Source organism: Bifidobacterium lemurum (assembly GCF_014898175.1).
Taxonomy (GTDB): Bacteria; Actinomycetota; Actinomycetes; order Actinomycetales; family Bifidobacteriaceae; genus Bifidobacterium; species Bifidobacterium lemurum.
This window is the reverse complement of sequence record NZ_CP062948.1, coordinates 1,012,709-1,037,971: the sequence shown is the minus strand read 5'-3', so window position 1 is coordinate 1,037,971 and position 25,263 is coordinate 1,012,709. Positions and strand designations below refer to the sequence as shown.

At 60.5% G+C, this 25,263-nt stretch carries 18 protein-coding genes and 1 pseudogene; 9 read left to right on the top strand and 10 right to left on the bottom strand.

The features are described 5' to 3' along the window. Nucleotides 1-4 precede the first annotated feature (4 nt). Nucleotides 5-2,989, bottom strand: coding sequence for a glycoside hydrolase family 3 protein (locus BL8807_RS03885; protein ID WP_158217141.1), 2,985 nt, complete (start codon nt 2,987-2,989; stop codon nt 5-7). Nucleotides 2,990-3,277: 288 nt separating this feature from the next. Here BL8807_RS03885 and BL8807_RS03880 point away from each other — a divergent pair, with 288 nt between their 5' ends. Next, entirely contained in the window at nt 3,278-4,048 is a 771-nt protein-coding gene (locus BL8807_RS03880; protein WP_072727151.1) for a LytR/AlgR family response regulator transcription factor, read from the top strand. Between the two features lie 70 nt (nt 4,049-4,118). On the opposite strand, the gene ucpA is transcribed toward BL8807_RS03880, so the two are convergent. The 3 genes from ucpA to BL8807_RS03865 all read right to left on the bottom strand — a co-directional run bounded on the left by ucpA (nt 4,119) and on the right by BL8807_RS03865 (nt 8,009). Next, nucleotides 4,119-4,919 carry an SDR family oxidoreductase UcpA gene (ucpA, locus tag BL8807_RS03875; protein WP_072727152.1) on the bottom strand — a complete coding sequence of 267 codons (801 nt, stop codon included), beginning with the start codon at nt 4,917-4,919 and terminating at the stop codon, nt 4,119-4,121. 80 nt (nt 4,920-4,999) lie between these two features. Next, on the bottom strand, nt 5,000-6,454 hold the full coding sequence (locus tag BL8807_RS03870; protein ID WP_083570403.1) for an APC family permease: 1,455 nt from the start codon (nt 6,452-6,454) through the stop codon (nt 5,000-5,002). A 184-nt stretch (nt 6,455-6,638) separates the two neighbouring features. Beyond that, nucleotides 6,639-8,009: an ATP-binding protein gene (locus tag BL8807_RS03865; RefSeq protein WP_072727153.1), complete on the bottom strand. Its 1,371-nt coding sequence runs from the start codon at nt 8,007-8,009 to the stop codon at nt 6,639-6,641. Between the two features lie 216 nt (nt 8,010-8,225). Between BL8807_RS03865 and BL8807_RS03860 the strand changes: the two genes are divergently transcribed. Next, complete coding sequence (locus BL8807_RS03860; RefSeq protein ID WP_072727154.1) at nt 8,226-8,657, top strand: MerR family transcriptional regulator; 432 nt, start codon at nt 8,226-8,228, stop codon at nt 8,655-8,657. Between the two features lie 4 nt (nt 8,658-8,661). Here the strand turns inward: BL8807_RS03860 and BL8807_RS03855 are convergent, their stop codons facing one another. After that, entirely contained in the window at nt 8,662-9,666 is a 1,005-nt protein-coding gene (locus tag BL8807_RS03855) for an IS30 family transposase (protein WP_072727158.1), read from the bottom strand. Nucleotides 9,667-9,920: 254 nt separating this feature from the next. On the opposite strand from BL8807_RS03855, the gene BL8807_RS03850 reads away from it, so the two are divergent. From BL8807_RS03850 to BL8807_RS12100, 5 genes and pseudogenes are all read left to right on the top strand, one after another. Then, on the top strand, nt 9,921-12,806 hold the full coding sequence (locus tag BL8807_RS03850) for a beta-glucosidase (protein ID WP_072727028.1): 2,886 nt from the start codon (nt 9,921-9,923) through the stop codon (nt 12,804-12,806). A gap of 196 nt (nt 12,807-13,002) precedes the next feature. Then, on the top strand, nt 13,003-13,722 hold the full coding sequence (locus BL8807_RS03845) for a LytR/AlgR family response regulator transcription factor (protein WP_072727027.1): 720 nt from the start codon (nt 13,003-13,005) through the stop codon (nt 13,720-13,722). 245 nt (nt 13,723-13,967) lie between these two features. After that, nucleotides 13,968-16,394 carry a glycoside hydrolase family 3 C-terminal domain-containing protein gene (locus BL8807_RS03840; protein WP_072727026.1) on the top strand — a complete coding sequence of 809 codons (2,427 nt, stop codon included), beginning with the start codon at nt 13,968-13,970 and terminating at the stop codon, nt 16,392-16,394. 131 nt (nt 16,395-16,525) lie between these two features. Continuing rightward, complete coding sequence (locus BL8807_RS03835) at nt 16,526-17,080, top strand: GtrA family protein (RefSeq protein WP_072727025.1); 555 nt, start codon at nt 16,526-16,528, stop codon at nt 17,078-17,080. A gap of 651 nt (nt 17,081-17,731) precedes the next feature. Further along, a pseudogene (locus tag BL8807_RS12100) lies at nt 17,732-17,842 on the top strand (hypothetical protein); the annotation flags it as partial. Nucleotides 17,843-17,888: 46 nt separating this feature from the next. On the opposite strand, the gene BL8807_RS03830 reads toward BL8807_RS12100, so the two are convergent. The 5 genes from BL8807_RS03830 to glnH all read right to left on the bottom strand — a co-directional run bounded on the left by BL8807_RS03830 (nt 17,889) and on the right by glnH (nt 22,404). Continuing rightward, on the bottom strand, nt 17,889-18,800 hold the full coding sequence (locus tag BL8807_RS03830) for a MurR/RpiR family transcriptional regulator (protein WP_072727023.1): 912 nt from the start codon (nt 18,798-18,800) through the stop codon (nt 17,889-17,891). Nucleotides 18,801-18,947: 147 nt separating this feature from the next. Continuing rightward, nucleotides 18,948-20,192 carry a pyridoxal phosphate-dependent aminotransferase gene (locus BL8807_RS03825; RefSeq protein ID WP_072727022.1) on the bottom strand — a complete coding sequence of 415 codons (1,245 nt, stop codon included), beginning with the start codon at nt 20,190-20,192 and terminating at the stop codon, nt 18,948-18,950. Nucleotides 20,193-20,233: 41 nt separating this feature from the next. Next, on the bottom strand, nt 20,234-20,962 hold the full coding sequence (gene glnQ / locus BL8807_RS03820) for a glutamine ABC transporter ATP-binding protein GlnQ (protein WP_072727021.1): 729 nt from the start codon (nt 20,960-20,962) through the stop codon (nt 20,234-20,236). Further along, nucleotides 20,959-21,615 (bottom strand): glutamine ABC transporter permease GlnP, encoded by a 657-nt coding sequence (gene glnP / locus BL8807_RS03815; protein ID WP_072727020.1) that lies wholly within the window; start codon nt 21,613-21,615, stop codon nt 20,959-20,961. Before glnP ends, glnQ begins: the two co-directional genes overlap by 4 nt. Nucleotides 21,616-21,621: 6 nt before the next feature. Beyond that, nucleotides 21,622-22,404 carry a glutamine ABC transporter substrate-binding protein GlnH gene (gene glnH / locus BL8807_RS03810; RefSeq protein ID WP_072727019.1) on the bottom strand — a complete coding sequence of 261 codons (783 nt, stop codon included), beginning with the start codon at nt 22,402-22,404 and terminating at the stop codon, nt 21,622-21,624. A 163-nt stretch (nt 22,405-22,567) separates the two neighbouring features. Between glnH and BL8807_RS03805 the strand changes: the two genes are divergently transcribed. Together BL8807_RS03805 and BL8807_RS03800 are read left to right on the top strand one after the other, a co-directional pair. Then, nucleotides 22,568-23,692, top strand: a complete 1,125-nt coding sequence (locus BL8807_RS03805) for a C45 family autoproteolytic acyltransferase/hydrolase (RefSeq protein ID WP_072727018.1) — start codon at nt 22,568-22,570, stop codon at nt 23,690-23,692. Nucleotides 23,693-24,120: 428 nt separating this feature from the next. Further along, on the top strand, nt 24,121-25,248 hold the full coding sequence (locus tag BL8807_RS03800) for an ABC transporter ATP-binding protein (RefSeq protein WP_072727017.1): 1,128 nt from the start codon (nt 24,121-24,123) through the stop codon (nt 25,246-25,248). Nucleotides 25,249-25,263: the final 15 nt, after the last annotated feature.

The following is a 25,263-nucleotide window of genomic DNA, read 5'->3' as shown; positions in this document are numbered from 1 at the left end:
TCCGTCATTGGGCGGTCGGTGCCACGGTGATGTGGGCTTCGCGGCGGCGCTCGTCACGGACGGTGCCGTAGCCGAGCAGGCCGAGCTGGGCGAGCGTGAGCACGCCGGTCACGCCGGTCATGCCGTAGAGCAGCCACTGCCACCAGACGGTCGTTTTGACGATGCGTCCGCTGGAGCCGATGCCGTTGATGGCCGAGGAGCGGGAGATCGAGTAGAGGATGCGGTGGCAGGCCTCACGCACTTCGGCCGCGAGGTCGGCGTCCTCCTTGACGAAGTCGATCAGGCCGCTCTCGCCCATGGCGAGCCACTGGTCGGTGCCGCCGCGCAGGCCGGAGCGCACGTTCATGTAGCCGTCGGTGGCGTGGAAGTTGAAATCGGTCTCCACGCTACCCACGAAGCCCCATTCGTCACGCAGCAGGTCGGTGCACAGCGCGGCGTCGCCGCCGGCCCACTTGACGCCGATGCGGTTGAAGGACGACATCAGCGACAGCGTGCCGCCGTCCTTGACGACGTACTCGAACTGCTTGAGGTAGATCTGGCGCAGCGACTGCTCGTTGGCGAAGGTGGACAGGCCATGGCGGTTGAGCTCCTGGTCGTTGACCGCGAAATGCTTGACGAAGGAACGCAGGCCCTTGGACTGCGCGCCGGCGATGTCCTCCGCGCCGATGGTGCCGCCGAGGAAGGAATCCTCGGAGTAGTACTCGAAGTTGCGGCCGCCGTACGGGGTGCGGTGCGTGTTCGCGCCCGGGCCCCACCAGCCTTGGGTATTGGTCCACAGACCATCCTCGCCGATGGCTTCGCCGCGCTGGCGTGCCATGTCGCGGCTCCAGGTGGAGGCGATCACCACGGAGGAGTTGTAGCCCACGGCGCTGGTCGTGGTGGCGCTGTCCTTGTCGTTGATGTCCTCGAGATAGTAGCGGCGGCCGGTGGAGCTGCCCAAGCCGGCGGGGCCGTCGGCGTCCACGCTGCCGGGGAAGGCGATCGATTCGACGGCGGCCGTCTGGCTGGCGCCGTTCTGCACGAGCTCCACCTGCTCTTCGAGCGTCATCTGGTCGAGCAACTGGTCCCACGCCTCATCGTCGTAGTCGGCGTCGCGCATCGTGGCGATGTTGAGCCCGTTGTCGGCGCCGTAGGTGATTTCGGTGGTTTCGGCCTCGTTGGCGGTGTAGTTGTTCTCCAGGTCGGCGATCATCTCGTCGGTGGCCTCCACGGAATCATAGGATTCCGGCCAGGTGCCCTGCCAGTCGGAGCGGGAGAGGTATGTGACGGTGTCGTCCTGATAGTAGTTCAGGTCGGCGTCCTCGAAGCGGTTCTCGATCGCGTTGCCGCTGTTCTCGTCGGTGTCGTACACCGTGTAGTCCAGCTCGGTGGTGGCGGTCTTGTCCGCGTCGCCGTCCTCGTCCATGCCGTCGGCCGTGGTCATGCCCTTGGCCGCGAGGATGTTGTTCAGCGCGTTGTGGGCGTCGGAGCCGATGGCCAGATAATACGTGCCCTCGTCGAGCACATAGGCTTCCTCGTTTTCGGAATCGTAGGAGGCGATGTCGCGCAGATCCACGTCGATGGTGAGGGTTTCGGACTCGCCCGGCGCCAGCTCCTCGGTTTTGTCGTAGCCGCACAGCTGCACGCTGGCCTTCTCCAGACCGCCTTCGATATAGGGCGCCTGCGCGTAGACCTCGACCACGTCCTTGCCGGAGTAGGTGTCGCCCGTATTGGTCACCGTCACGGTCACCGTGGCCTTGTCGCCGTCGAAGTCGACCGAATCGAGGGTCTGCTCGAAGGTGGTGTAGGACTGGCCGTAGCCGAAGGCGTAGTTGACCTCCTCGTCATAATCCCACGACGAGGATGAGGCGAAGGTGCCCGCGTCGCCGTCGGCGTTGCCCTGGCCGAGCACGCTGTCCTCGTAGCGGGTCTCGTAGTAGGCGTAGCCCACGTAGATGCCCTCGGCGTAGACGACGTAGTTCTTCGCGTTGGCGATTTCGGTGACATTGCCGCTGCTGTCGGTGAGCAGATCGTAGACGGTGTCCGACATGGACGCGCCGTCGCTGGCCTGGGTGGTGGCGTTCGTGTAGGTGTAGTCGCCGAAGTTCTGCATCGCCGGCGAGGAGAGCGAGTCCGCTGCGTACGTGTCGGTGAACTTGCCGCTCGGGGTGCGGGTGCCGTTGAGCATCTCCGCCACGGCGGTCAGGCCGGACTGGCCGGGGCCGCCGATCCACAGGCAGGCGTCCACGCCGTAGTCGTCCAGCCAATCCAGCGACATCGCGTTGGAGCTGTTCACCAGCACGACGACCGTGTCGAAGCGCTGCTGCACGTAGTCCAGCAGCTCCCTTTCGGAATCCTGCAGGTTGAGGTACGCGGTGTCGGCGTCCAAATCGTCGCCTTCGCCGCCGGTGCGGGAGATGACCACGATGGCCGCGTCGGAATAATCCGCGTAGGAGGCTTCGACCTCGCTGGTGAATTCGGAGACCGGCACCTCGGCGACGTCCGAAGTGGTGCGCGTGTAGCCCTCCTGGCCGTCGTAGAAGTCGTACAGGGTCTGGTTGATGCTGAATCCGGCGCTCTCCATCGCGGTTTTCAGATCCACGACGGTGGATTCGTCGATGGAGCCGGAACCCGTGCCGCCGTAGACGATGTCGGTGGACGAGCGTGAGAACATGCTCACCCGCGCGCCGGAGGCCAGCGGCAGCGCGCCGTTGTTCTCCACCAGCACGGAGCCTTCCTCCTGGATGTCCTGGTTGGTGTCCAGCGCGTTGTTGTACGCGTCCTCCCACGAGTCGAATTCGCTCGCGAAATAGGTGGTGTCCTCGTTCTCATCGCCGTCGTTGACGATCTGCGTCGCGTTGGTGCCCAGGAAGTTGTGCACCTTGGATGCGTTCGCTTCGGTCAGCGTCGTCGCCGTGAGCGACAGGCCGGCCAGCAACGCGCATACCGCGGTTCCCGCACGCAACAGGATCCTGCGTCCGTTCGAGGGTGTGTGTTGGTTCATATGCATCGACTCTCCTTTGATCTGGGGCATATGATGACACGCTTATTGCAGCAGAGCCGAGGTCCCCGCCGTCGTGGTTTCGGCTGAATTGACGACCGTCGGACGAAAGTGGGTTTTGTTTGTACTTTTTGGAAAAACCCTTGTGGAACAACTTGCTTTTCCGTGAGGGGTTTCGCCTGCGATGATGCGGATACAGTGGAAGAGGCGCCGGCGTGGTCGCGGCTGAATAACGATGTTGGCCTTGCCTGCCGGTGTCTGCGAATGGTCCGACATCATCAAACCGAAGGAGGATCGATGTCCACCGACAATGAGCGGACGCATCCCGGAGCGGTCGTATCCGTCGCGGTGGCGCTCGCGGATGCCGCCGAGCGTGAGACGGTGTGCGCGATGCTGCGTCGTTATGCCGACGAACACCGTCATATCGCCTTCGATATTTACGAAATGGATCAGGCCTCGCAGCTGTTGGCCTCGTATTCGGCGTTCATCGATCTGCTGGTTCTCGACGGTAGCCGGGGCGCCGACGGTATGGAGATGGCGCGCTCGATCCGTCGTATGGGAGGGAATCCGGCCATAGCATTCATCGCCGATGATCTACGCGACGCCGTGTTGGGCTATGAGGTGGACGCGTGCGGATACATCATGCGGCCGCGGCGCGCCCTACGCGAGGCGGAGGCGCGATATCGGGAGTGCGCGGCGGTGTTCGACCGGTGCATGGACCGGTTGGCCCGTTCGGGCGGGAAGACGCTGCTGTTCGCGCAATGCGGTCGTTGCCTGCGGGTGCCGGTTGACGATGTCGTGTATGTGGAAAGCCGCGACCGTCTGATCACGGTGCATACGGTGGGTGGTGATTTCCTTTTCAAGGATTCGATCGCCCGACTTGGCGAACGCCTGTCGTCGTTCGGTTTCGCGCAATGCAGCAGCGGTTGTCTGGTCAATCTTCGCCATGTCAGCGCCGTAAACGGCGATGTCTGCGTCGTGCGGCGATCGCTTCGGCTGCCGATCGCGCGCCGCCGCCGTTCCCTGTTCCGCCAGGCGGTATCGGAGTATTTCACCCCCGCCGCCTAATCCAACGGAACATAGCGAAGGGCGTGCGACTGGAATCCGTCGCACGCCCTTCGTGTCCGTTGAATCGCGTTTAGTTGGTGCCGATGCTCATCGTCTCGGGCAGGGTGCTGCCGCCGTCGATGACCACCTGCTCGCCGGTGATGTAGCTCGCCTCGTCGGAGCCGAGGAACGCGAACAGCTCGCCCACCTCGGTCGGCTTGGCCAGGCGCTTCATCGGCACGCCGACGGCGATGTCGTTGATCGCCGACTCCGGATCGTCCGGATTCGATTCGACCGCCATCTTCTCGACCATCGGCGTGCGCGCATAGCCCAGCTGCGAGCAGTTGACGCGGATGTTGCGGTCCGCGTACTCCACCGCCAGGCACTTGGTCAGACCCACCAGCGCGGCCTTGCTCATCGCGTAGGCGGCCTCGCCGGCGTCGGCCACGATGTCGCCGGTCACGGAGGAGGCGATCACGATCGCGCCCTTGCCGGCCTTGAGCATGGCGGGAATCACCGCCTTGCAGGTGTTCCACGCGCCCTTGATGTTCACGTCGATATGGAAGTCGCGCATCTCGTCCGGCATCTCCTCGAACGGCGCAAGACGGCACACGCCGGCGTTGGCGCAGGCCACGTCGATGGTGCCGAATTCGGCGATGGTGCGTGCGGCGGCCTCGTCCACCTGCGCGCGGTCGGCCACGTTGGCGATCGCGGTGATGATCTGCGCGTCCGGGTACAGGCCGCGGATGCGGTCGGCCGTGGCCTCCACGGCCGGGTCGAGATCGACCATGCAGATCTTCGCGCCGTATTTGGCGTACACTTCGGCGATGCCTTCGCCGAGTCCGGCCGCCGCGCCGGTGATGAGGGCGACTTTGCCGTCAAGCTTTGCCATGATGTTCTCCTTATTGTTGGGGATTGTTGTGAGGGCTGATTGGTTGGTTGATTGATTGATTGGTTGGTTCGGGCCGCGGGCTAGAAGGTCTGCTCGCCGTCGGGGGTTTCGATCGTCACGGTGGATTGCTTCCAGCGCACCAGCACCATCCATGCCCAGATGAGCACGCCGATGCCGAGATACACGCCGAACGAGATCCACGAGCCGATGCCCTGGCCGAGCGTGCAGAAGAACGCGATCGCGATCATGATTACCATGGCGAGGATGCGCAAGGCGTCGCCGCCGCGCACCACGTTCTTGTTGTTCTCATACCATTGCGGATGCTTGTGCCGGATGCGCACGGCCGAGACCATGGTCAGCGCGTAGGCGCAGGCGCAGCCGAACGACATCAGGTTGAAGAAGTCGTTCATGAAACTGCCCGCGTTCTGCAGCAGAATGAACGTCAGGCTCACGCCGAGCAGGAAGATGTTCGGCAGGATCGGCTGCTGGTGCTTGTTCACCTTGGTGAACACCTCGGGCAGGAAGTTCTTCTTGCCCATCGAGTACAGCATGCGCACGGTCGACATCCAGAAGCCGAGAATCGAGGCGGTCATGCCCATGAGGATCGAGATGAGGCCGTAGACCACGGGCCAGAATCGCCAGCCGAGCATGTTCTCCATGGCGTTGATGGTCATGAATCCGTTGGCCGAATCCCCGGCGAGCAGCTCCTCCGCGGGCGCGAGGCCGGCCACGCAGAAGAAGAAGATCGTGTAGATCACACCGCAGGTGATCACCGACCCGCAGATGGCCTTCTTGGTGTTCGCGATGGGGAAGTCGCCCTCCTCGACCATCTGCGGCACGGTCTCGAAGCCGAAATACGGGGTGATGAGCAGCGCCATGCCGATGATCCACCCCGGGATGGCCCACGTGGAATCGATGGACGAGAACGAGAACATGCCCGCGAGATTCGAGATGCTCCAATGCCCGCAGGTGAGGAGCAGCACCGCGGTGATCAGCGTGGTGGCGATGTTGGCGAACAGGCAGGTGGCCTGCGCCTTGACGAGGAACTGGATGTCCTGCAGGCTCATGATGAACACGAGCACGAGAATCACCACGCCGATCAGCACGGTGGTGCCGAAGCTCAGGTTCAGGCCGAACAGTTTGCTGATGTAGGTGGCGATGGCCATCACCACGGCCGGCGGCACGGAGATCCACGCCGCCATGATCAGCCACGAGGCCAGGAATCCGACGTGCTTGTTGAAGCCGACCGTGTTGTAGATGAGCTCGCCGCCGGCCGTTTTGAACAGCGGCGATATCTCGCTGTACACCAGCGCGACGGGCAGGATCGCCAGCGTCATCAGCGCGAAGGCGAGGAACGTGCCCGCTCCGCAATAGCTGAAGAACACGGAATCCCAGTAGCTTACGAACGTGAAGATCGAGCCGGTGGCCACCGTGTAGACGAAGACGAGTTTCAGGCTTTTCTGCAGGCCTCCGCCCGCTCCCGGCGGTGCCGGTGTGGTGGATGTCTGTTCTGTGGATTGTTGCTGATCTGCCATAGATCACCCCTTTAACCTCTGGGTTCATGACGGGGTGGGGGACTCCGCTGTCTCTCTCCTGCCGTCAATACGCACGATACTAGAGTCGCAAAGGAAAAACCGCGAACGACATGGCGTTTCCATCGCATACAGGGTTCGCCCCGAAGATTGCGGTGTATACGGCGACGCGGCGACGGAACGGCGGCTAGCCCAGCAGCGCCCACTTCCATGCCGGAATGATGCGGATCCGGCCGGCTTCGGTGGTTTCGCCGCCTTCCTCGCGCAGGGTGATGATGGTGCCTTCCGTCAATCCGGTGCGCCGCATCACCGCGTCAAGCGAGCCGATCTCCCTCGCGCGGGTTTTCTCCGCCTCCATGTCGGCGGTGACCTGATAGAGCGCGTAAGGCTCGGCGGCCATCGCGTCGCCGACGAGGAAGTCCACTTTCTCCTGCCGTGCCGTGGGCATGGTGTATGAGGTGACCGCTTCGGTGCGTTTGCCCGAGGTGCGGCGGCGCAGTTCGCCAAACACGGCCGTCTCCAAGCGTTTGCCGACATCCTGCTGGTTGGCCCGCGACACCGCGTACGCCATGCCCGGGTCCACCGCGTACAGTTTCGGCACCGAGGTGCTGTCGGGTTTGAGCGTGGTCTGGTATTCCTGCAATTCGTAGACCAAGTACGCCTGCTTGAACAGGGCGAGCAGGGTGTTGATCTTGTCCCAGTAGACCTTCCAGCCTTGGGTTTTGAGCGCCTCGACCAGACTGTTCACCGACAGTTCGCATGCGGTGTTGCGCAAGGCGTACAGCGCGGTCTGTGTGGCGAGGGCTATGTTCTCCCGGCCGAAGCGTTCGGCGACATCCCGCGCCACCACGTCGCGCAGATAGCCCTGCAGCAGTTCGATGCGATCCGGCTCAAGCGCGTGCTGCACCGCGGGGAATCCGCCGGTGACGAGATACCGCTCGTAGGCGCTTTCGAACGCGGTGGTCTCCTGCGGGGAGAACGTCGCGCTCGTATCGCTTGGATCCGGGGTCGCCAGGTTGTGGAACAGGCAGTATTCACGGAAGGAGAGCGGCATCATCTCGTGGGGGTGCGACCGCCCGCGGAAGGTGGTGGCGATTTCGTCGCTGGAAAGTTTGGATGATGATCCGGTGATGGTCAGCGTCACCTTCTCACGCTCGGCGAGACGCTGGCAGAACCCCTGCCAGTTCGCGCATTCCTGCACCTCGTCGAGAAAGAGGTAGGCGCCTTCCTCCCGGGCGCTGGGCACCTGCCGCCAGTACTCGTTGACGATGTCGTCGAGGATGTCGTCTGGCATGGGGCGCAGGCGGTCGTCGGAGAAGTTGAAGTAGAAGATGCGGCTCCGAGGCACGCCCGCGTCGAGCAGGTCGTGGATTTTCTGGAACAGGTAGAAGGTTTTGCCGCAGCGGCGCACGCCGGTGATGATGTGCACGATATTGAAGGGGGCCGGCTGCGCCAGTTCGCGTATCGCCTCATCGCGCCGTACGGGCGTGGGCATATCGAACCGCATCGCCTCGCGCACCAGCGCGGCGTACGTCTCCCGCGGATTCTCCGGCACCATAACGCACCTCCCTGCCCATCTCCTTCCATCATACACTTCTCAAATTTTTTGAGAAGTTATGCCACATACTTCTCAAAAAATTTGAGAAGTATACGGATATGGCCGAGCGGAGACTTTCGTGCAATCATTGGAAGGTGACAATGATGCGCTTGGCGTGTGCCACTGCTTGCCCATCCGAATAGGTATGGCATCGATACGACGGGGAGTGGAAGGAATATGGAGCGCACAATTCAGGAAACTGCCGAACTTACCGGTATCGCGGCGTCGACGATCCGTTTTTACGATCGTAAAGGCTTGCTGTTAAGGGTACGCCGTAATGAATCAGGTTATCGTGTGTTCGATGATGCGGCTGTTAATGAATTAAGAATCGTGGATTTTTGGCGGCATACAGGCATGTCAATAGAGAATATCCGCAGGCTGGCCGTGTTGGCGAACAACAGTGAATTGGATATGGATGATCGCCAGGAGCTTTTGCGCGTCACGCGCAGCGAGGTCGAGGCCGAGATCCAGCGGTTGCGTCATGCGTTGGAGCTTATCGATTCCTTTGCAGAACGTTATGAATCTGAACAGTTTTCGGCGGCTGACAAAGAGGAGTTTCAAGACGCCGATATCGCTTGGATGCGTGACATGCTGTCGTCAAAACCTTGAATTTTCAGAGCAAGTGCAACGTTGTTGAGTGGTGGATTTCCCAGGGTGTCCTGTAGCCGTGGCGTTTGCGTGGTCTGTGGTTGATAGCGTCGTACACGGCCTGGACCTGGTCGTCGTCGATGGTGGCGAAGTCGGTGCCTTTGGGGAAGTACTCGCGGACTAGGCCGTTGGTGTTCTCGTTGCTGCCGCGCTGCCAGGGGTGGTGCGGCAGCGCGAAGTAGCAGACCGCGCCGGTGGATTGCTCGACCTTCTTGAAATCGGCGAACTCCATGCCCCGGTCCAGGGTGATGGTGCGCGTCTCGGGATGCTCGCGGAGCATCCGGCTCTCCACGCGGGCGACGTCGCGTTTGGTGTGCGTGGCGGCGCGTCCGCCGGCAAGCAGACCGCTTTTGCGGTCCACGAGCGTGACCAGGCACGCTCCCGCGCCTTTACCCACGACGGTGTCGCCTTCCCAGTCGCCCAGCCTGGAACGCTCCTCGACCTCGGCGGGCCGCTCCGATATGGGCCTTGCGTCGGGGATCTTGCCCCGGCGTTCCTCGGGCCCGTCCTTGCGGTGCCGGCGTTTGCCCTTGCGGCGCAGCCGGCCCTTGATCCCGCGGCGGGTGCGGGCCAGATCGGGCGGGTCGAGCTCGCGGCCGTTGATCGCCCGGTAGATCGTCGACGCGGAGACGGCCAGATCGGGCCGTTCCAGACCAATCCTGCCCGCGATCTGCTCGGGGGACCAACGCTCCCGCGCGATCAGCCGCACGACCAGCCCGGCCAGTTCCCCGTCGTCGAGGCGACGCGGACGCGCGCAGGCGAGCCGGCGTTCCTCGTAACGGCGTTGGGCCGTCGAGGCGCGGTAGCAGCGGCCCGTGCCGACCTTGAACGAGTTGCGGTCTATCTCGCGGCTGATGGTCGATTTGTCCCTGCCCGTGGCCAGGGCGATCTCGCCATAGCTCCTGCCCTCGTGCCTGAGCAGCATGATCTCCTCGCGTTCGGCCAAGGTAAGATGAGTGTACCGGCCCATGGGCCCTCCCGATGTCTGGTTGTCGTAAGCAAACACCATGCTATCGGGAACCCATGGGCCCATATCATTCACACCCGTTGCACTTGCTCTGAAAATTCAAGACCAAAAAAGGCGCAGGAACGGCCGAAAAAGTAAACAACGGTTGTAGCAGGGTTTTCCTTGATGGAATGAGAGCGATGGTATGACGACGTACTGTCGGCAAGTCAGCGTCGAATCGCCATTGCACAAGAAGAACATCAAGGAGGAGACGAACCATGCTGCAGATCAACATGGCCGATGTCATAACCGTGCTGGAATCGGTGGCACCATATCTGATTGCCATCGCCGTGGTATTGGTTTTGGCCGTGGTCACGACGGTTGTAACCAATACCCGTAGAATGCCGCAGGAGGCCACGCGAAAACTTATTCATTCGCAATCGTGGTTGGTGGTGTTCGTGGCGATGGTAGTGGCCATCGTCATGATGCTGTTCGGACCATTGTCCAATCTCATCACCATGTCCACCGGAGAGAAATACACGCTTTCGGAATCTTCGATTGACTCCGCCAATGAACTCGCGACGGATATCCAACGTGAAGCGGTCACATTGTTGCAGAACGATGAGGCCAACCTGCCGTTGGGTTCCACAAAGGTGAACGTGTTCGGTTGGGCGTCAACCAATCCTGTGTATGGGGGCACGGGATCGGGCTCGATGAACGACCAGTATGCCACCACTTCACTGCTCGATGGCATGAAGGACGCGGGGCTCGAGACCAACACCGAGCTCAGTGACCTGTATACGCAGTACCGCGCCGATCGTCCCGAAGTGGGGATGTGGGAACAGGATTGGACGCTGCCCGAGGTGCCGGCCGACCAGTATTCCGATGACTTGATTTCAAATGCCAAGTCATTCTCCGACCAAGCGGTGATCGTGATCGCGCGTGTGGGCGGCGAGGGTGCCGACTTGCCGACGAACATGAAAGCCGATGGCATCACCTATACCGACAACTCCACAGAATACGAGGATTTTGCGGATGGCGCGCATTTTCTGGAGTTGAGCCAGACCGAGCGGAACATGGTCGATCTGGTCACGGAAAACTTCGATAACGTCACCGTCGTGTATAACGGCGCGAACGCTTTCGAACTCGATTTCGTCGACGCATACCCTCAAATCAAGTCCGTGCTGTGGTGCCCGCCCGCCGGCCAGACCGGTTTCGCGGCACTCGGCGAGATTCTGACCGGTGCAACGAATCCCTCCGGCAAGACCTCGGACACATTCGCCCGTGATCTCACCGCGACCCCCACCTTCAACAACTTCGGCTCGTTCTACTACGACAACATGTCGGAATTCAACACCGAGAACCGAGGAGAAGTGCGCAAACCGTCGTTCGTGAACTACGTTGAGGGTATTTATGTGGGTTACAAGTTCTATGAGACGGCCGCCGACGAAGGTCTGATCGACTACGACGCCACGGTGCAGTATCCGTTCGGCTACGGCCTGTCCTACACCACCTTCTCTCAAGAGATGGGTGATGTGACCTATGCGGACGGCACCGTGAGCTTCGATGTGACCGTCACCAACACGGGCGACACCGCGGGCAAGGATGTGGTCGAGGTCTATTACAATCCGCCGTACACCAATGGAGGCATCGAGAAGGCCACCGCGAATCTGGTGGAGTTCGACAAGACCGATCTGTTGGAGCCGGGCGAGAGCCAGACGTTGACGGTCGAGTTCGAGGACGACGACATGGCGTCCTACGATTCCGAGAACGCCGAGGCGTACGTGCTGGAGGCCGGTGATTATGTGGTGTCCATCAATTCGGACTCCCACACGGTGATCGACGAGCAGACCGTGACGGTCGACGAGACCATCACCTATGACACCGAGGACAACACCCACGACGGTGACCAGATCGTGGCCACCAACCAGTTCGACAACGCTGAGGGCCATGTGACATACCTCAGCCGTGCTGATCAGTTCGCGAACTACACGCAGGCCACGGCTGCGCCCGAGAGTTTGTCGATGGCCGAGGACCTCAAGGCGCAGTTCACGAATATCTCCAACTACGACTTGGAATCGCGCAACGATTCCGATGATGAGATGCCTGTCACCGGTGCTGACAATGGCATCCGTCTGGCCGATCTTCGCGGTGTTGACTACGATGATGAGCAGTGGGACGCGCTGCTTGACCAGCTGACCTTTGAGCAGATGGACGATTTGATCGCGCTCGCTGGTTACGGCACCCAAGCCATTGATTCGATCGGTAAGGTGGCGCTCACCGATTCAGACGGTCCGGCCGCGCTGAACAACAATTTCACCGGTGCGGCCTCAATTGGATTCCCTGCATCCACTTCGGTCGCCTGCACCTGGAACCAGGATCTTGCCACACAGTACGGTGAGATGATGGGACAGATGGCGCGCGAATTAAGCATCCATGGTTGGTATGCGCCGGCGATGAATATCCACCGTTCGGCGTTCGCAGGCCGTAACTTCGAATACTTCTCCGAAGATGGGTACCTGTCTGGTGTGATGGCGTCCAGTCAGATCGCCGGGGCTCGCACCAAGGGTGTGTATGCGTTCATGAAGCATTTCGCCCTCAACGACCAGGAAACCAACCGAGCCAGCATGCTGTGCACTTGGGCCGACGAGCAGGCGATTCGTGAAATCTATCTCAAGCCGTTCGAGATGTCGGTGAAGCAAGGCGGAGCGCAGGCGGTGATGAGCTCGTTCAACTACATTGGCACGACGTGGGCCGGCGGCAGCGCCAACCTGCTGCAGACCGTGCTGCGCGACGAGTGGGGCTTCCGTGGCTTCGTGTTGACCGACTATTTCGAAGGAGCCGGATACATGTACGCCGACGAAGGCATTCGCAATGGCAACGATGCGATGCTCGCTCCTATGGATGGCACGAATCACATCACCGACCAATCGGCCACGTCGATCAAGGCCATGCGGAACGCGTCTCACAATATCCTGTACACCGCGGTGAACAGCTGGGCATATGAGAATGGCGAACCGAAGACCACCATGCTCATGTGGCAGCGGTTGACATACGCGGCGGTCGCCGTCGCGGCGGTCGCGTTCATCGCACTGGAGACGTTGACGGTGCGGCGTTATTTTGCGCGGCGCAAGGCGGAGACTGCACAGGTCGGTCTTGCGTAAAGGGCGATAACCGCGGCCGAATAGTGTATGAATCGGCGGAAGGACTCATTTTGAGCGCCTTCCGCCGATTCATGCATTATGACAAGGTATCGTGCGTGTCGTTATTTGCCTTAAACCAAGTTCAAGGTTGTTTACTGCTTCTGAAACGTGATGAATGAATCATTCCCTCGTGCGGAGAGACATGGAGGAGAGCGGTATGTGTGAGACATTGCGGATAGCGATTGTTGATGATGACGGCGAGGCGCGAGCGATTCTCAACGACCATCTGCGTCGGTACGAGCGGTCTCACTCCGACGTGCTGTTCGACGTGCATGAATACGAATCCGGAGAGGCCATGTTGCGCAACTGGCGCGGTGACGCCGACGTGGTGATGCTCGATGTGGAGATGGGGGATTTGGACGGCTTTGAGACGGCCCGTGCGATTCGCGAACGCGATATCGACGTGACGTTACTGTTCGTCACCAATATGGCGCAGTTCGCCATCCGCGGCTATGAGGTGAACGCGTTGAGCTACCTGCTCAAACCCGTCAGTTATTTCGCCTTCGCGCGGGAGATTGATCGGTGCCTGACGGCGAAGCGTGTGCGTGGGTCCAACGAGACGATGACGTTCTCCACCGCACGTGGCGTGGCGCGCGTGCCCTTGTCGCATATCACATATTTGGAATGCAGCAAGCACAAAATCATCGTGCATGCGGTCGATGCGCGGTACGAGTTCACCGGCACACTCAAAAGCTTCCTCCCGCAACTGGAAGGCAAAGGCTTTGTCACGGTGAACTCCTGCTATTTGGTGAACCTGCGGTACGTGGTGGCCGTCGACCAAACCATCTGCCAGCTGCGCGACGACACCCGACTCGCCGTCTCCCGTCGTCGTCGCAAACAACTGCTCGAAGCGCTCGCCGCCACCATCGCCGCCTAGCCGGAGGCGGGATTTGGCGTTGCGGCCATCCCACGGCGCTAACCCAGACGAACCGTTACGTCGGCCCCGATTCTCCGCCTGACGCCCGCCGACCGATTGTGCGGCGAAAACGACAGGTTGTGAAAACCGCTCTCATGCCGCGGCCAAGGTCTGGTTCAATCGACATTAGCGATGAACCGTAGACGGTCGTGCGCCGCAGCACACACCTCGACTCATCGACAAGACCTCGAGTGCAAGGGAGAACCATGGAGATCGAAAACCTCTCAGTACTGGAAAAGGCGTCACTGCTGTCCGGCGCTTCCGAATGGGACTCGCGCGGCATCGAACGTGCCGACATCCCCAGCTTCGTGATGAGCGACGGCCCCCACGGCGTGCGTCGCCAGCTCGGCGAAGGCGACCATCTGGGTCTGGGCGAATCCAAGCCCGCCACCTGCTTCCCGACCGCCGCCACCGTGGCCAATTCGTGGGATCCCGCGCTCGCCGAAGACATGGGCAAGGCGCTGGGCCGCGAGGCGCACGACCTCGACGTGAACGTGCTGCTCGGTCCGGGCATGAACATCAAGCGCAACCCGTGGTGCGGCCGCAACTTCGAATACTATTCCGAGGATCCGCAGGTCGCCGGCCGTATGGCCTCCGGTCTGATCAAGGGCATCCAGTCCAACGGCATCGCCGCCTGCCCCAAGCATTTCGCGGTCAACAGCCAGGAGCTGCGCCGCCAGGCCTCGAACTCCGTGATCGACGAGCGCACCATGCGCGAGATCTATCTCACCGCCTTCGAGATCGCCGTGCGCGAAGCCAAGCCGTGGACCATCATGACCGCCTACAACGAGATCAACGGCGTGTACGCGCATGAGAACGCGCATCTGCTCATCGACATCCTGCGCAACGAGTGGGGATTCGACGGCATGGTCGTCTCCGACTGGGGCGGCTCCAACTCCGCCGTCGCCGCGGTCAAGGCCGGCGGCACGCTGGAGATGCCTAGCCCCGGCTTCACCTCCGTGCGTGAGCTCGTCGGCGCCGTGAACGCCGGCACCCTCGCCGAGGCCGATCTCAACGCCCGCGCCGCCGAGGTCGCCAAGATCGCGCAGCTCACCAAGACCACCGGCGTCGGCCGCAACGACCTGCTCAAGGACGACGTCATCGCCGACCATCACGAGGTCGCCCGCCGTGTGGCCGAGAACGCTTCCGTGCTGCTCAAGAACGAGGGCGGCACGCTGCCGCTCAAGCCCGGCACCCGCGTCGCCGTCGTCGGCGACATGGCCAAGACCCCGCGCTTCCAGGGCTCCGGCTCCTCCAAGGTGAACGCCACCCGCGAGGAGAACATCCTCGACGAGCTCACCGCCATCGACGGCGTGACCGTGGCCGGCTACGCGCAGGGCTACGAGCGCCAGGGCGGCGAGAACCGTGCGCTGATCGAGGATGCGGTCGCGCTGGCTGCCCGCGAGGACACTGATGTCGTGGTCGCCGTGATCGGCCTCGACGAGCGCAGCGAATCCGAAGGCCTCGACCGCTCCACCATGGCCATCCCGCACGTGCAGATCGACCTGGTCAAGGCGCTCAAGGGCGCAGGCAAGCCGATCGTCGTCGTGCTGGTCGCCGGCTCTCCGGTCGAAACCGACTGGGTCGCCGACGTGGACGCCGTGCTCTACATCGGTCTGTCCGGCCAGGCCGGCGCCTCCGCCACCGCCCGTGCCCTGACCGGTGCGGTCAACCCCTCCGGTCATCTGGCCGAAAGCTGGCCGATCCGCTACGAGGATTGCCCGAGCGCCGGCTGGTATCCTGCGATCGGCCGCGACGCCATCTACCGTGAGGGTCCGTTCGTTGGCTACCGCTACTACGAGACCGCCGGCGTGCCCGTGCGCTTCCCGTTCGGCTACGGTCTGAGCTACTCGACCTTCGTGTACGCCGATCTCGTCGCCGACGAGCAGGGCGTCAGCTTCACCATCACCAACGATTCCGACGTGCCGGGCGCCACCGTCGCCCAGCTGTACGTGCGCGGACCCCAGGGCGGCACGCTCCGTCCGGACCACGAGCTCAAGGGATTCGTCAAGGTGCAGCTCGACGCGCATGAGACCCAGACCGTCCGCATCGACTTCGACCGCTACACCTTCCGCCACTTCGAGACGGCAAGCAACTCCTGGCAGACCGAGTCGGGCGAGTGGACGCTGATGATCGGCACCAACGCGCACGATATCGCGCTCACCACCACGCACGCCGTCGCGGGCACCGTGGAGCCGAAGCCGTCCAACCCCGCGCTGGGCGCCTACCTGAACGGCAAGGTCAAGGAAGTGACCGACGCCGAGATGGTGGTGCTGTTCGGCCACGACGTGATCGCCCCCGGCAAGCCGACGACGTTCGGCGTGAACGACCCGATCTCCGCCTGGGAGGATTCGAAGGGCTTCGTGGCGCGCACCGTCGCCAAGACGCTGAAGAACCAGGAACGCAAGGTCCGCGAGAAGACCGGCCAGCCGGACCTCAACGCGCTGTTCCTGCTCAACATGCCGCCGCGCGCCATGAGCAAGATGACCCAAGGCATGGTCGACGCGGCCATGGTCGACGGCATCGTCAAAATCTCCAACGGCCACACCTTCCGCGGACTCGGCACGGTGATCTCCGGATTCTTCCGCAACCAGTCCGCCAATAAGAAGACCGCGAAGGAACTGGAGTCGTGACCGACGGGTGCCTACCCGCCCAAGCTTCGACCCGATAACCAACACATGCGTCGGCCGGCCGACCAATCCGCCGGACGGCCGACGCCTATGAGAGACAACGAGATCAACTGAAGAACGCTAAGGAGCGCATCATGACCGAAACCACCGCCGACAACAAGCAGCTTGGCCCGATCCGCCAGTGGATCAAGAACCATCCGACCATCTGGGAGTTCATCCTGTTCAACGTCCTGTCGAACGTCTCCACGATCTCCCGCTTCGTGGTCACTTGGATTGGCACTGCGATCTTCGTCACGGGCATGGGCCTGACCACGCCGTTCTACTTCCTCATCTTCAACTATCCCGAATCCGGCAACGGTCTGGGCGGCTTCCTCACCTTCCTCTTCGCCGAGGTGATCGCGCAGGTCGTGAACTTCTTCGTGCAGATGAAGTGGGTGTTCAAGTCCGACTCCAGCTTCAAGGACGCCGCTTGGAAGTACGCGATCCTCGCCGTGGTCATCGTGGTCGTCAACCTCGTGCTGCCGGGCTACGTCACCTCGCTGTGCCAGGGCTGGGGCATGGGCGCCGGCATCGCCGGAACCATCGCCTCCGTGGTGAACACGCTGCTCGCGGTTATCGTGAGCTACCCGCTGCTCAAGTTCTGGATCATGCCCAAGAACAAGGACGCCAAGGCGGCCGACGCCAAGTAATCCTCGGGTAATCCCGGGCAATCTCTTACGACTTCTCTTTCTCCTTTCCTCGACAGCAAGCCGCCGCGCAGCCACAAGCCGCGCGGCGGCTTCGCTATATGCGCTCATGCTCGGGTTGCAGGTCAAAGGCGTGTCCGGATTTTCCTATTATTCGGTGGATTGCGAGGTGATAACGAGTTTGGTGTGTCGGATTTGCCAGACAGGGCCGATTTCGCACACCGAACTCTCGAATCAATCGTTTTACGTGAGGCCGGCTCGGCGGGCCGACACACCAAACTCGCCAGGGCCTGTTGAGGGGCGTTCCGCTCGAGTCCTCGAAGTATTTAGTTCTGGCGATTGCTGCAGCGCCAGAGGATGCCGATTCCTCCACGGCGGCATCGTGTAAATCTGGCAATCCCCATACGGCGGCATCGTGATAAGAGGTTGATATGTTGAAGCGAAAAGCGTTGCAGGATTTGGTTTCCTGGAGAAACCGCGCGGCAGGCAAAGAGGCCTTGCTGATTGAAGTGGTCCGTCGTGGGGGAAAAGCACTGTGGCGCAGGAATTCGGAAGAAGCGAGTATGAATCCACCATTCTCGCGGATTTCTCCCGATTCCTCAAAGATGTCAGGTCGATTTCGAGGAACAGAAAGACAATCTGGATACGTTCTTCATGATTCTTTTCGTCTATTACCGAACCCAACTTGTGCGGCGGTGCTCCCTGATCATCTTCGATGAGGTTCAGCTGTACCCATCCGCGCGCGAGATGATCAAACATTTGGTGATGGATGGGCGATACGACTATGTGGAGACCGGCTCGCTTGCTTCCGTTATTCGGTCCAGTAAATACCGAACCGTGAGAAAAGTTCGTCGTCTTTTTGCAATTGTTCACGAGCCGTCGTTCCCAATCGCAGGGAGACCTCGCCTGCCAATGATTCGACAATGGCGGTGATTCCGCTCAGCGATCGGAACACGTATGGGCTTTCGCATTGCGCGATGAATGTGTGATCGGCCTTGATCGCCAATGGCGACGATGGCTCGTCGGTGATTGCGACGATTGTTCCGCCATTGGCCGAAGCCTGTTCGACAACGCGCACGGTCATCGCCGTGTATTGTCGGATAGACATGGCGATGAGTGTGTCGCCTGGGCTGATATCGCGGATTTCGCTGAGCACATTGCCCGTTGTTTCCGATAGCAGGTGAATGCGTCCGCGTGCCATTTGCAGGAGATATGCGCACAGATACGCGGGAGCGAAGCATTTTTGCAAGCCGACGATGTACAGATCGTGGGCGTTCGCGATGGCGTCTACCGCGTTGTTCCACACATTGGGATTGATGGAAGACAGGCTAAGAACGACATTGCGCTCGTGGTGGCGCGATGATTGCGGGTCCCCTGCCGCATTGATGGGGGACGCGGTTTCGTCGCGGTCGGACATGGTGCTCTGTGATGTTGCCTGATCGAAACGGTCGATAAGTCGCGCCTGTTCGGACAAGTATTTTCGGCACATGCGGGCCAGCGCCGGGTATCCATCGAAGCCCAACGCTTTGGCGAACCTCACCACTGAGGAACTGTGCACGCCTGCCGCTTTGGCGTTTTCGCTTAACGATCGTACTGCGATGCTGGAGGCATCGTCTAATAGCAAAGTGGCGATGCGTTTCTGCCCAGGCGCGTAGTCGGCGAGGTTGGCGCGCAGGACTTCGCATAATTCCTCGTACGTATGAGGGGGCTGTGTAGTGGTCATGACGCTATCTTATCTGTGTCCGTGTTGAAAGATCATCGTCTTGACGGGAGGGGAATTCCGCGCGCCTTCCGAATGCCAAGTAGGGCGGCTGCATCTCGCCCCACTTGGCATTCATTGATATGAGCTGAAACCAGTTATTACAGTCGGTCACCGACGTAACGCCGCCAATCCGTCGCGCAGGAACTCCAAGGATTCTTGGATCCATGGCAGCTCCAAGGGGTCTTCGGAATCATAGGCCGTCCAACGTTGCTCGTTCGTGCGTCCGTAGACCAATGATGTAGCCACGCGCAAGCGCAGCGCTTCGGGAACGTCGCCGAATGCGGATCCCTGCAACGTGCCGATGCCATGCTTGGTGAGGAGCTCGTGTGCGAGTTTTTCGCTGGTATCGATGCCTTTTGCGGCGAGGATGTCACGCAAGGGGTCGAAATCCGGATAGATGTAGAATGCGGCTGTTGGCTTGCGGCAGATGGCTCCGGCGTTGACGAACTCTTGCCAGATGGCGGTGGAGATAATTTCGTGTAACCGTTTGGATTTGGTTACGAATTCCTGGATCTCCGGAGGTTCGGACAAGGCGTAAGCGGCGACATCCTGCATCGGGGAAGCCATGGCGGACCAGGTTTCCGAGGCGATGCCGATAAGAGTGTCACGCATGGTGTCGCCCCAGTCGTTACGTGGGAATCGGATGTATCCGATGCGCCAGCCACCGAGCGACATGTTCTTGCTCAGGCCCGACGTGACCAGCGTCTTTTCCGGATAGGTTTTCAGCGGGCTGGGCGCTTCGCCGGAGTAAACCAGATCGGCGTATATCTCATCGGAGATGATGGTCAGATTGTTGACTCGGGCAATCTCCACGACGGCATCCACGTCTTGTTGCGAGGCGACCGTACCGGTGGGGTTATCCGGTAGCGTCAGTAGGATGCCTCCGATTTTGACTCCATCATGATTGGCCTGTGCTATGGCCTCGGATAATAGTCTAGGATCCGGTACTCCGCCGCACTCGTCGCCGATTGGCACCTTGATGGTGTCCACGCCGAGCAATTCGGCTTGCGCTGCATAACTCACCCATGCAGGTTGTGGAATGATCAGGGCGCCGTCCAATGCCATAATTGCGGCGAAAAGCAGTGGCTTGGATCCGGGGCCCAGCAGGATTTGCGAATAGTCGGTGGGATATCCTCGTCGGGTGAACCATCCGGCTGCGGCTTCCCGTGCGGCCATCTCGCCGGTGACCGGTGCGTAGTGATTCGCGGGGGCGGCTTCACGTAACACATCGAGGATGAAATCGGGGACGGGTAGCCCGGCCTCGCCAAACCCGAGATGCAGTACCTTTTCGCCGGCTTTGAGACGGCGTTCGAGAGCTTCGTTGATGGCCAGGGTGGCTGATTTATGTACCATTTTTCCTTCTTGAACAGCGTGGTTTGACAAGATTCGCGTGGTCAGACCGCAAAACTCAGAAACTCTTTGAGTCGCGGATTGTCGGGGTGTTCGAACACTTTCTTGGGATTGTCGTCAACAACGATGTGACCGTTTTCGATGAACAGCAAGCGTGTGCCAACGTCGCGAGCAAAACCCATCTCATGGGTGACAACGACCATTGTCATGCCTTCTTGCGCCAATTCCTGCATAACATGCAGTACCTCTTGCCGGAGTTCGGGATCAAGGGCGGATGTTGGTTCGTCGAACAGCATGACCTGGGGTTTGAGCGCCAATGACCGCGCGATGGCGACGCGTTGCTGTTGGCCTCCGGACAGCTGGTTCGGGTAGTTGTCCTTGCGGTCGGCCAGATGTACTTTGGCTAGCAGCGCGTCGGCAAGCTCGTTCGCTTCCTTTTTGTTCATACCGCACACTTTGCGTGCTCCGAAGGCGACGTTTTCCAAGGCGGTGAGGTTGGGGAACAGGTTGAATTGCTGGAACACCATTCCCGCTGTTCGACGGATGCGGCGAATATCGGACGGTGTGCCTTTGACGGAGGTGTCATCGACTATCAGGTCGCCGTCGTTGATGGTCTCCAGCGCGTTGATGCAACGCAGAAAGGTGGATTTTCCGGAGCCGGATGGGCCGATTACCGTTACGACCTCGCCTTTGTCGATGGATAAGGTGATGTTGTCAAGGATGGTGACGTCTCCGAATTTCTTGGTGACGGATTGGAAATCGATGATGCTCATAGGATCCTCATCTTTCGTTCGGTCAGGCGTAGGATGACGCTCAGCGTTCCGGTCATGACCAAATACAGCACGGCAACTGCGGTCCAGACTTCGACGGCTTTGAAGTTCGCGGCCATTATTTCCTGTCCGGTGCGGGTCAGTTCGGCCACGCTGATTACGGTGAACAGTGATGTGTCTTTCAGGCTGATGATGAATTGGTTGCCCAGCGACGGAATAAGACGGCGGACAGCCACAGGTGAAAGCACCTCAAGTAGCACCCTGCCAAACGGCAGGCCCATGGCCAAGCCGGCTTCGGTAAGGCCTTTCGGAAGGGCCAGATACGCGCCTCGCACTAGTTCGGCTATATAGGCGCTGGAATTGATGGTGATGGCGGTGACCGCTGCCACCATGGCATCCACGCGCACTCCGAACATGATGGGAATGGCGAAATAGATAAACATGACCTGCACGATGATGGGCGTGCCGCGGATGAGCTCGATGTATGCCAAGGCGATGACGTTAAATATTTTGGGTGCATATGCGCGGACGAGCCCGAGCAGAACTCCGATTGCGAGACCGCCGATCAGACCGGTGACGGCGATTTGTAGAGTGACGCCGGCTCCGCTGATCAATGATGGCAGGGATTCTATGATGACAGACCAATCAAATGACATGATGCCTCACTTGGTGGAGGGTTCTTCGCCGAACCATTTCTTGTATAACGTGTTGTAGGTGCCGTCGTTCTTAAGGTCGTCAAGCGCCTGGTTCACCTCGGCGGTCAGGCTTGAGCCCTTCGGGAAGGCAATGCCATATTGTTGCGCTTCGACCTGGTCTCCGACCTTTTTGACCTTTCCGTCGCCGTTTTGGGTGATGTAGTACATCACATTCGGTGTGTCGTGGATGGCGGCGTCGACGCCTCCCGCCTGCAACTCAAGGTAGGCGTTATCGATATTCGGGAACAATTTGATGGTGGTGTCGGTTAGGTTTTCTTCGGCCCATTGAGCGGCTGAGGTGCCGGTCTTCATGGCAACCGTTTTACCGGCAAGATCGTCGAAACCTGTGATGTCGCTATCGGCGGCGACCATCACGGAGAAGCCGGAGTCATAGTATCCATCCGAGAAGTCGATGGCCTGTTTGCGTTCATCGGTGATGGTGATGCCGGCCAGTGCCGCATCCACTTGACCTGTCTGCAATGCCGGTAGAATCCCGTTGAAATCCATCGGCTGCAGTTCGTATTCGATGCCAAGGTCATCAGCGATGGCGTCCCATAGGTCGATGTCGAAACCTGTGTAGGAGTCCCCTTCCTTGAACTCGAAGGGAACGAAGGACGTATCGGTGGCGACGATCAGGGTTGTGTCTGAATCGCTGGCGTCTGTGGATGAGCTTCCGCATCCGGCGAGCAGGGGGACGACGAGGGCGGCGGCGCTGGCGCCGGCGAGCATCTTCTTGGCGAGCTTGTTCATGGCGGTTCCTCTCTGTGTTCTTTCGTGGGGCTGCCGGGGCGGTTCGGCAATGCCACTAGGTACGCAACTCATATTGCGTCAATTAATATTTCCGCAATGAAAATTGCGTTACCGTGGTGTTAATCATTTTGCGATGCAACTGCCGCTTGTGGAAAGGAAGACCATGATGATTAAGAAGAACCGCGATTTGTCAGGGTTGACGTGGATGACCTTGAGTGGTGGGCGCAACGAGGTGTTCGAGGAATTGGGACGCGTCTTCGGCGCCCGCATTCGTGAAGTGATACGGTCCATGCCTGAGCGTGAGTCGCTTCTGCGGTGGCGGGGAAGCTCGTCCGGTGCGGTTTCGTACCAGCGTATGTGGAACATCGCATGTCGCGACTATCCGCAGGAAATGGCGGAGCTTGCGGCGATGGCCCGCGGCGCTGGCATGGAACTTGAGGAGATCTTCCTGGCGAACATCCGGGGGGATATTGGTTTCCGCGATGGCACGGGATGCACGGATATTCTCTATTGCGGAGGTGAGGCCCCTTCGTTCGGCGCTCATAATGAGGATGGTGCGCCTGCTGTGGGGCGTGGTCTCACATGGCTGACACTGCTGATTGATGGTGAGCTTCCCGTGCTGGCGCAATGGTATCCGGGCTTCTTGCCCTGCAATGCGTTTACGGTTAACGCTTGTGGGTTGGCGTGGGGCATCAACCACTTGTCGGTCGGCCGTCCAGGCCCCTATGCTGGTCGACATTTTGTCGCTCGTCGGCTTCAGGGGGCCCGCAACGTTGACGAAGCCATAGATTTCCTTCGATCGCATCCCATGGCAGGCGGTTTCAGCTTCAATTTCTCTGATGCCGCGAGCGGTAGGTTGGCCTGTGTTGAGTGCGCGGCGGGGCGGGTCGCAGTGGAATGGGCGGATGCGGAGCGTCCGTATCGATGGCATAGCAATCACTTGCTTATGTTGGATGACGCGATGGAAGATGCGGGGGCCGCGGGTGACGCCGATGCCGCTCAGGTCGCGTATTCGCTCGGTCCCGTGGATGAGAGCCGGGCGCGAGGCCGGTTGTTGGCGTCGCGAGATCCCGGTGCGGTCGGGGATTCAGTCGATGAAGCCTGGTTGCTTGAGCTTATGGCGAAGCGTGAGCTGCCGGAGGGGGTCTATCGGACGGCGCGTGACGGAGATCCGCTGGAAACGCTGTGCACCACTGTGTACAATCTCTCCACCAGGAGCATGACTATTTGCGGCCACGGAGAGGTTCCTGAGACCTACCCTGTGGCGAATTTGCTGGTAGGGCTGTGACAGGGCTTTGCGCCAAGGATTGTTGAATGATGCGCTGCTGTAAAGATTTGGCGGAATCGTCGAGATGAACGGCAAGACCTCCCAGTCCCCGCGAGTGGCTATCTGATGGAGGATGTTCATCCTCGGCGACATCCGCCTGTCCAGCGTGACGACCGAACGACCACTCCGCCCGTGAAGAAATAGTGCATCGTTGTAGAGACTCGCCGTATTTCGCGGACACGCCCTTGCCAACGTCGCATCCGCGTGTATAGTGGAACGTGGCTCAAAGAAGAGAGCTCTTCCGAGAGTCGCAACAAGTAAACGCCGAGGTTTGCGGCATGCCGTTGATGATGTAGTTGGCGGTAGGCAATGCGCTGAAGCACCGAAACAGTAAAAACCCTTTTACTACGGATCGTTGAGCACGTACCTGCTCATGAAAGGAAAATATTATGGCAGAAGTCGTATTCGACCACGTCACTCGCGTCTACCCGGGCAACGATAAGCCCTCTGTGGATGATCTGAATCTTGAAATCAAGGACGGCGAGTTCCTCGTCCTGGTTGGTCCCTCCGGTTGTGGTAAGTCCACCACGCTGCGTATGTTGGCTGGCCTCGAAGAGGTCAACAAGGGCCGCATCCTCATCGGTGGCAAGGATGTCACCACCATGCAGCCGAAGGACCGCGACATCGCCATGGTGTTCCAGAACTACGCGCTGTACCCGCACATGACCGTCGCCGACAACATGGGCTTCGCCCTGAAGATCGCCGGCACCCCGAAGGAAGAGATCCGCAAGCGCGTCGAGAAGGCCGCCGAGATCCTCGACCTCACCGAATACCTCGACCGCAAGCCGAAGGCTCTGTCCGGCGGCCAGCGTCAGCGCGTGGCCATGGGCCGCGCCATCGTGCGTGAGCCGAAGGTGTTCCTCATGGATGAGCCTCTGTCGAACCTCGACGCGAAGCTCCGTGTGCAGACCCGTACTCAGATCGCCGCACTGCAGCGTCAGCTGGGTGTCACCACCCTGTACGTTACCCACGACCAGACCGAGGCTCTGACGATGGGCGACCGCATCGCCGTCATCAAGCTCGGCATCCTGCAGCAGGTCGGCGCCCCGACCGAGCTGTACGATCGCCCGGCCAACGTCTTCGTCGCCGGCTTCATCGGCTCCCCGTCGATGAACCTCAACACCCACCCGGTGGTCGACGGCAAGGCGCAGATCGGCGAGGACACCGTCCAGCTGCCCACCGAGGCCGTCAGCAAGCTGACCGCCGAGGACAACGGCCAGATCGTCGTCGGCTTCCGTCCGGAAGACGCCGACCTTGCCGCCGCTGATGACCCGAACGCGTTCTCGCTGAAGGTCGTCAACGTCGAGGATCTGGGTTCCGACGGCTACATCTACGGCAACATCATCACCGATGGTTCCTCCGCCCAGGAAGCCCAGCTCATGTCCGACCAGAACAAGCTCACCACGGTTCGCGTGAACCCGCGTGCGCTGCCGAAGGTCGGCGCGACGGTCAAGATCAAGATCGATCCGGCCAAGATGCACCTCTTCGCTCCGTCGACCGAGCTGCGTCTGAACTAAGCTTGGCGGGATGAG

What these genes read in the sequence shown, in the direction of transcription:
- BL8807_RS03885 (WP_158217141.1), bottom strand. Translation starts at nt 2,989, where the DNA reads ATGCATATGAACCAACACACACCCTCGAACGGACGCAGGATCCTGTTG.
- BL8807_RS03880 (WP_072727151.1), top strand. Translation starts at nt 3,278, where the DNA reads ATGTCCACCGACAATGAGCGGACGCATCCCGGAGCGGTCGTATCCGTC.
- ucpA (WP_072727152.1), bottom strand. Translation starts at nt 4,919, where the DNA reads ATGGCAAAGCTTGACGGCAAAGTCGCCCTCATCACCGGCGCGGCGGCC.
- BL8807_RS03870 (WP_083570403.1), bottom strand. Translation starts at nt 6,454, where the DNA reads ATGGCAGATCAGCAACAATCCACAGAACAGACATCCACCACACCGGCA.
- BL8807_RS03865 (WP_072727153.1), bottom strand. Translation starts at nt 8,009, where the DNA reads ATGGTGCCGGAGAATCCGCGGGAGACGTACGCCGCGCTGGTGCGCGAG.
- BL8807_RS03860 (WP_072727154.1), top strand. Translation starts at nt 8,226, where the DNA reads ATGGAGCGCACAATTCAGGAAACTGCCGAACTTACCGGTATCGCGGCG.
- BL8807_RS03855 (WP_072727158.1), bottom strand. Translation starts at nt 9,666, where the DNA reads ATGGGCCGGTACACTCATCTTACCTTGGCCGAACGCGAGGAGATCATG.
- BL8807_RS03850 (WP_072727028.1), top strand. Translation starts at nt 9,921, where the DNA reads ATGCTGCAGATCAACATGGCCGATGTCATAACCGTGCTGGAATCGGTG.
- BL8807_RS03845 (WP_072727027.1), top strand. Translation starts at nt 13,003, where the DNA reads ATGTGTGAGACATTGCGGATAGCGATTGTTGATGATGACGGCGAGGCG.
- BL8807_RS03840 (WP_072727026.1), top strand. Translation starts at nt 13,968, where the DNA reads ATGGAGATCGAAAACCTCTCAGTACTGGAAAAGGCGTCACTGCTGTCC.
- BL8807_RS03835 (WP_072727025.1), top strand. Translation starts at nt 16,526, where the DNA reads ATGACCGAAACCACCGCCGACAACAAGCAGCTTGGCCCGATCCGCCAG.
- BL8807_RS03830 (WP_072727023.1), bottom strand. Translation starts at nt 18,800, where the DNA reads ATGACCACTACACAGCCCCCTCATACGTACGAGGAATTATGCGAAGTC.
- BL8807_RS03825 (WP_072727022.1), bottom strand. Translation starts at nt 20,192, where the DNA reads ATGGTACATAAATCAGCCACCCTGGCCATCAACGAAGCTCTCGAACGC.
- glnQ (WP_072727021.1), bottom strand. Translation starts at nt 20,962, where the DNA reads ATGAGCATCATCGATTTCCAATCCGTCACCAAGAAATTCGGAGACGTC.
- glnP (WP_072727020.1), bottom strand. Translation starts at nt 21,615, where the DNA reads ATGTCATTTGATTGGTCTGTCATCATAGAATCCCTGCCATCATTGATC.
- glnH (WP_072727019.1), bottom strand. Translation starts at nt 22,404, where the DNA reads ATGAACAAGCTCGCCAAGAAGATGCTCGCCGGCGCCAGCGCCGCCGCC.
- BL8807_RS03805 (WP_072727018.1), top strand. Translation starts at nt 22,568, where the DNA reads ATGATGATTAAGAAGAACCGCGATTTGTCAGGGTTGACGTGGATGACC.
- BL8807_RS03800 (WP_072727017.1), top strand. Translation starts at nt 24,121, where the DNA reads ATGGCAGAAGTCGTATTCGACCACGTCACTCGCGTCTACCCGGGCAAC.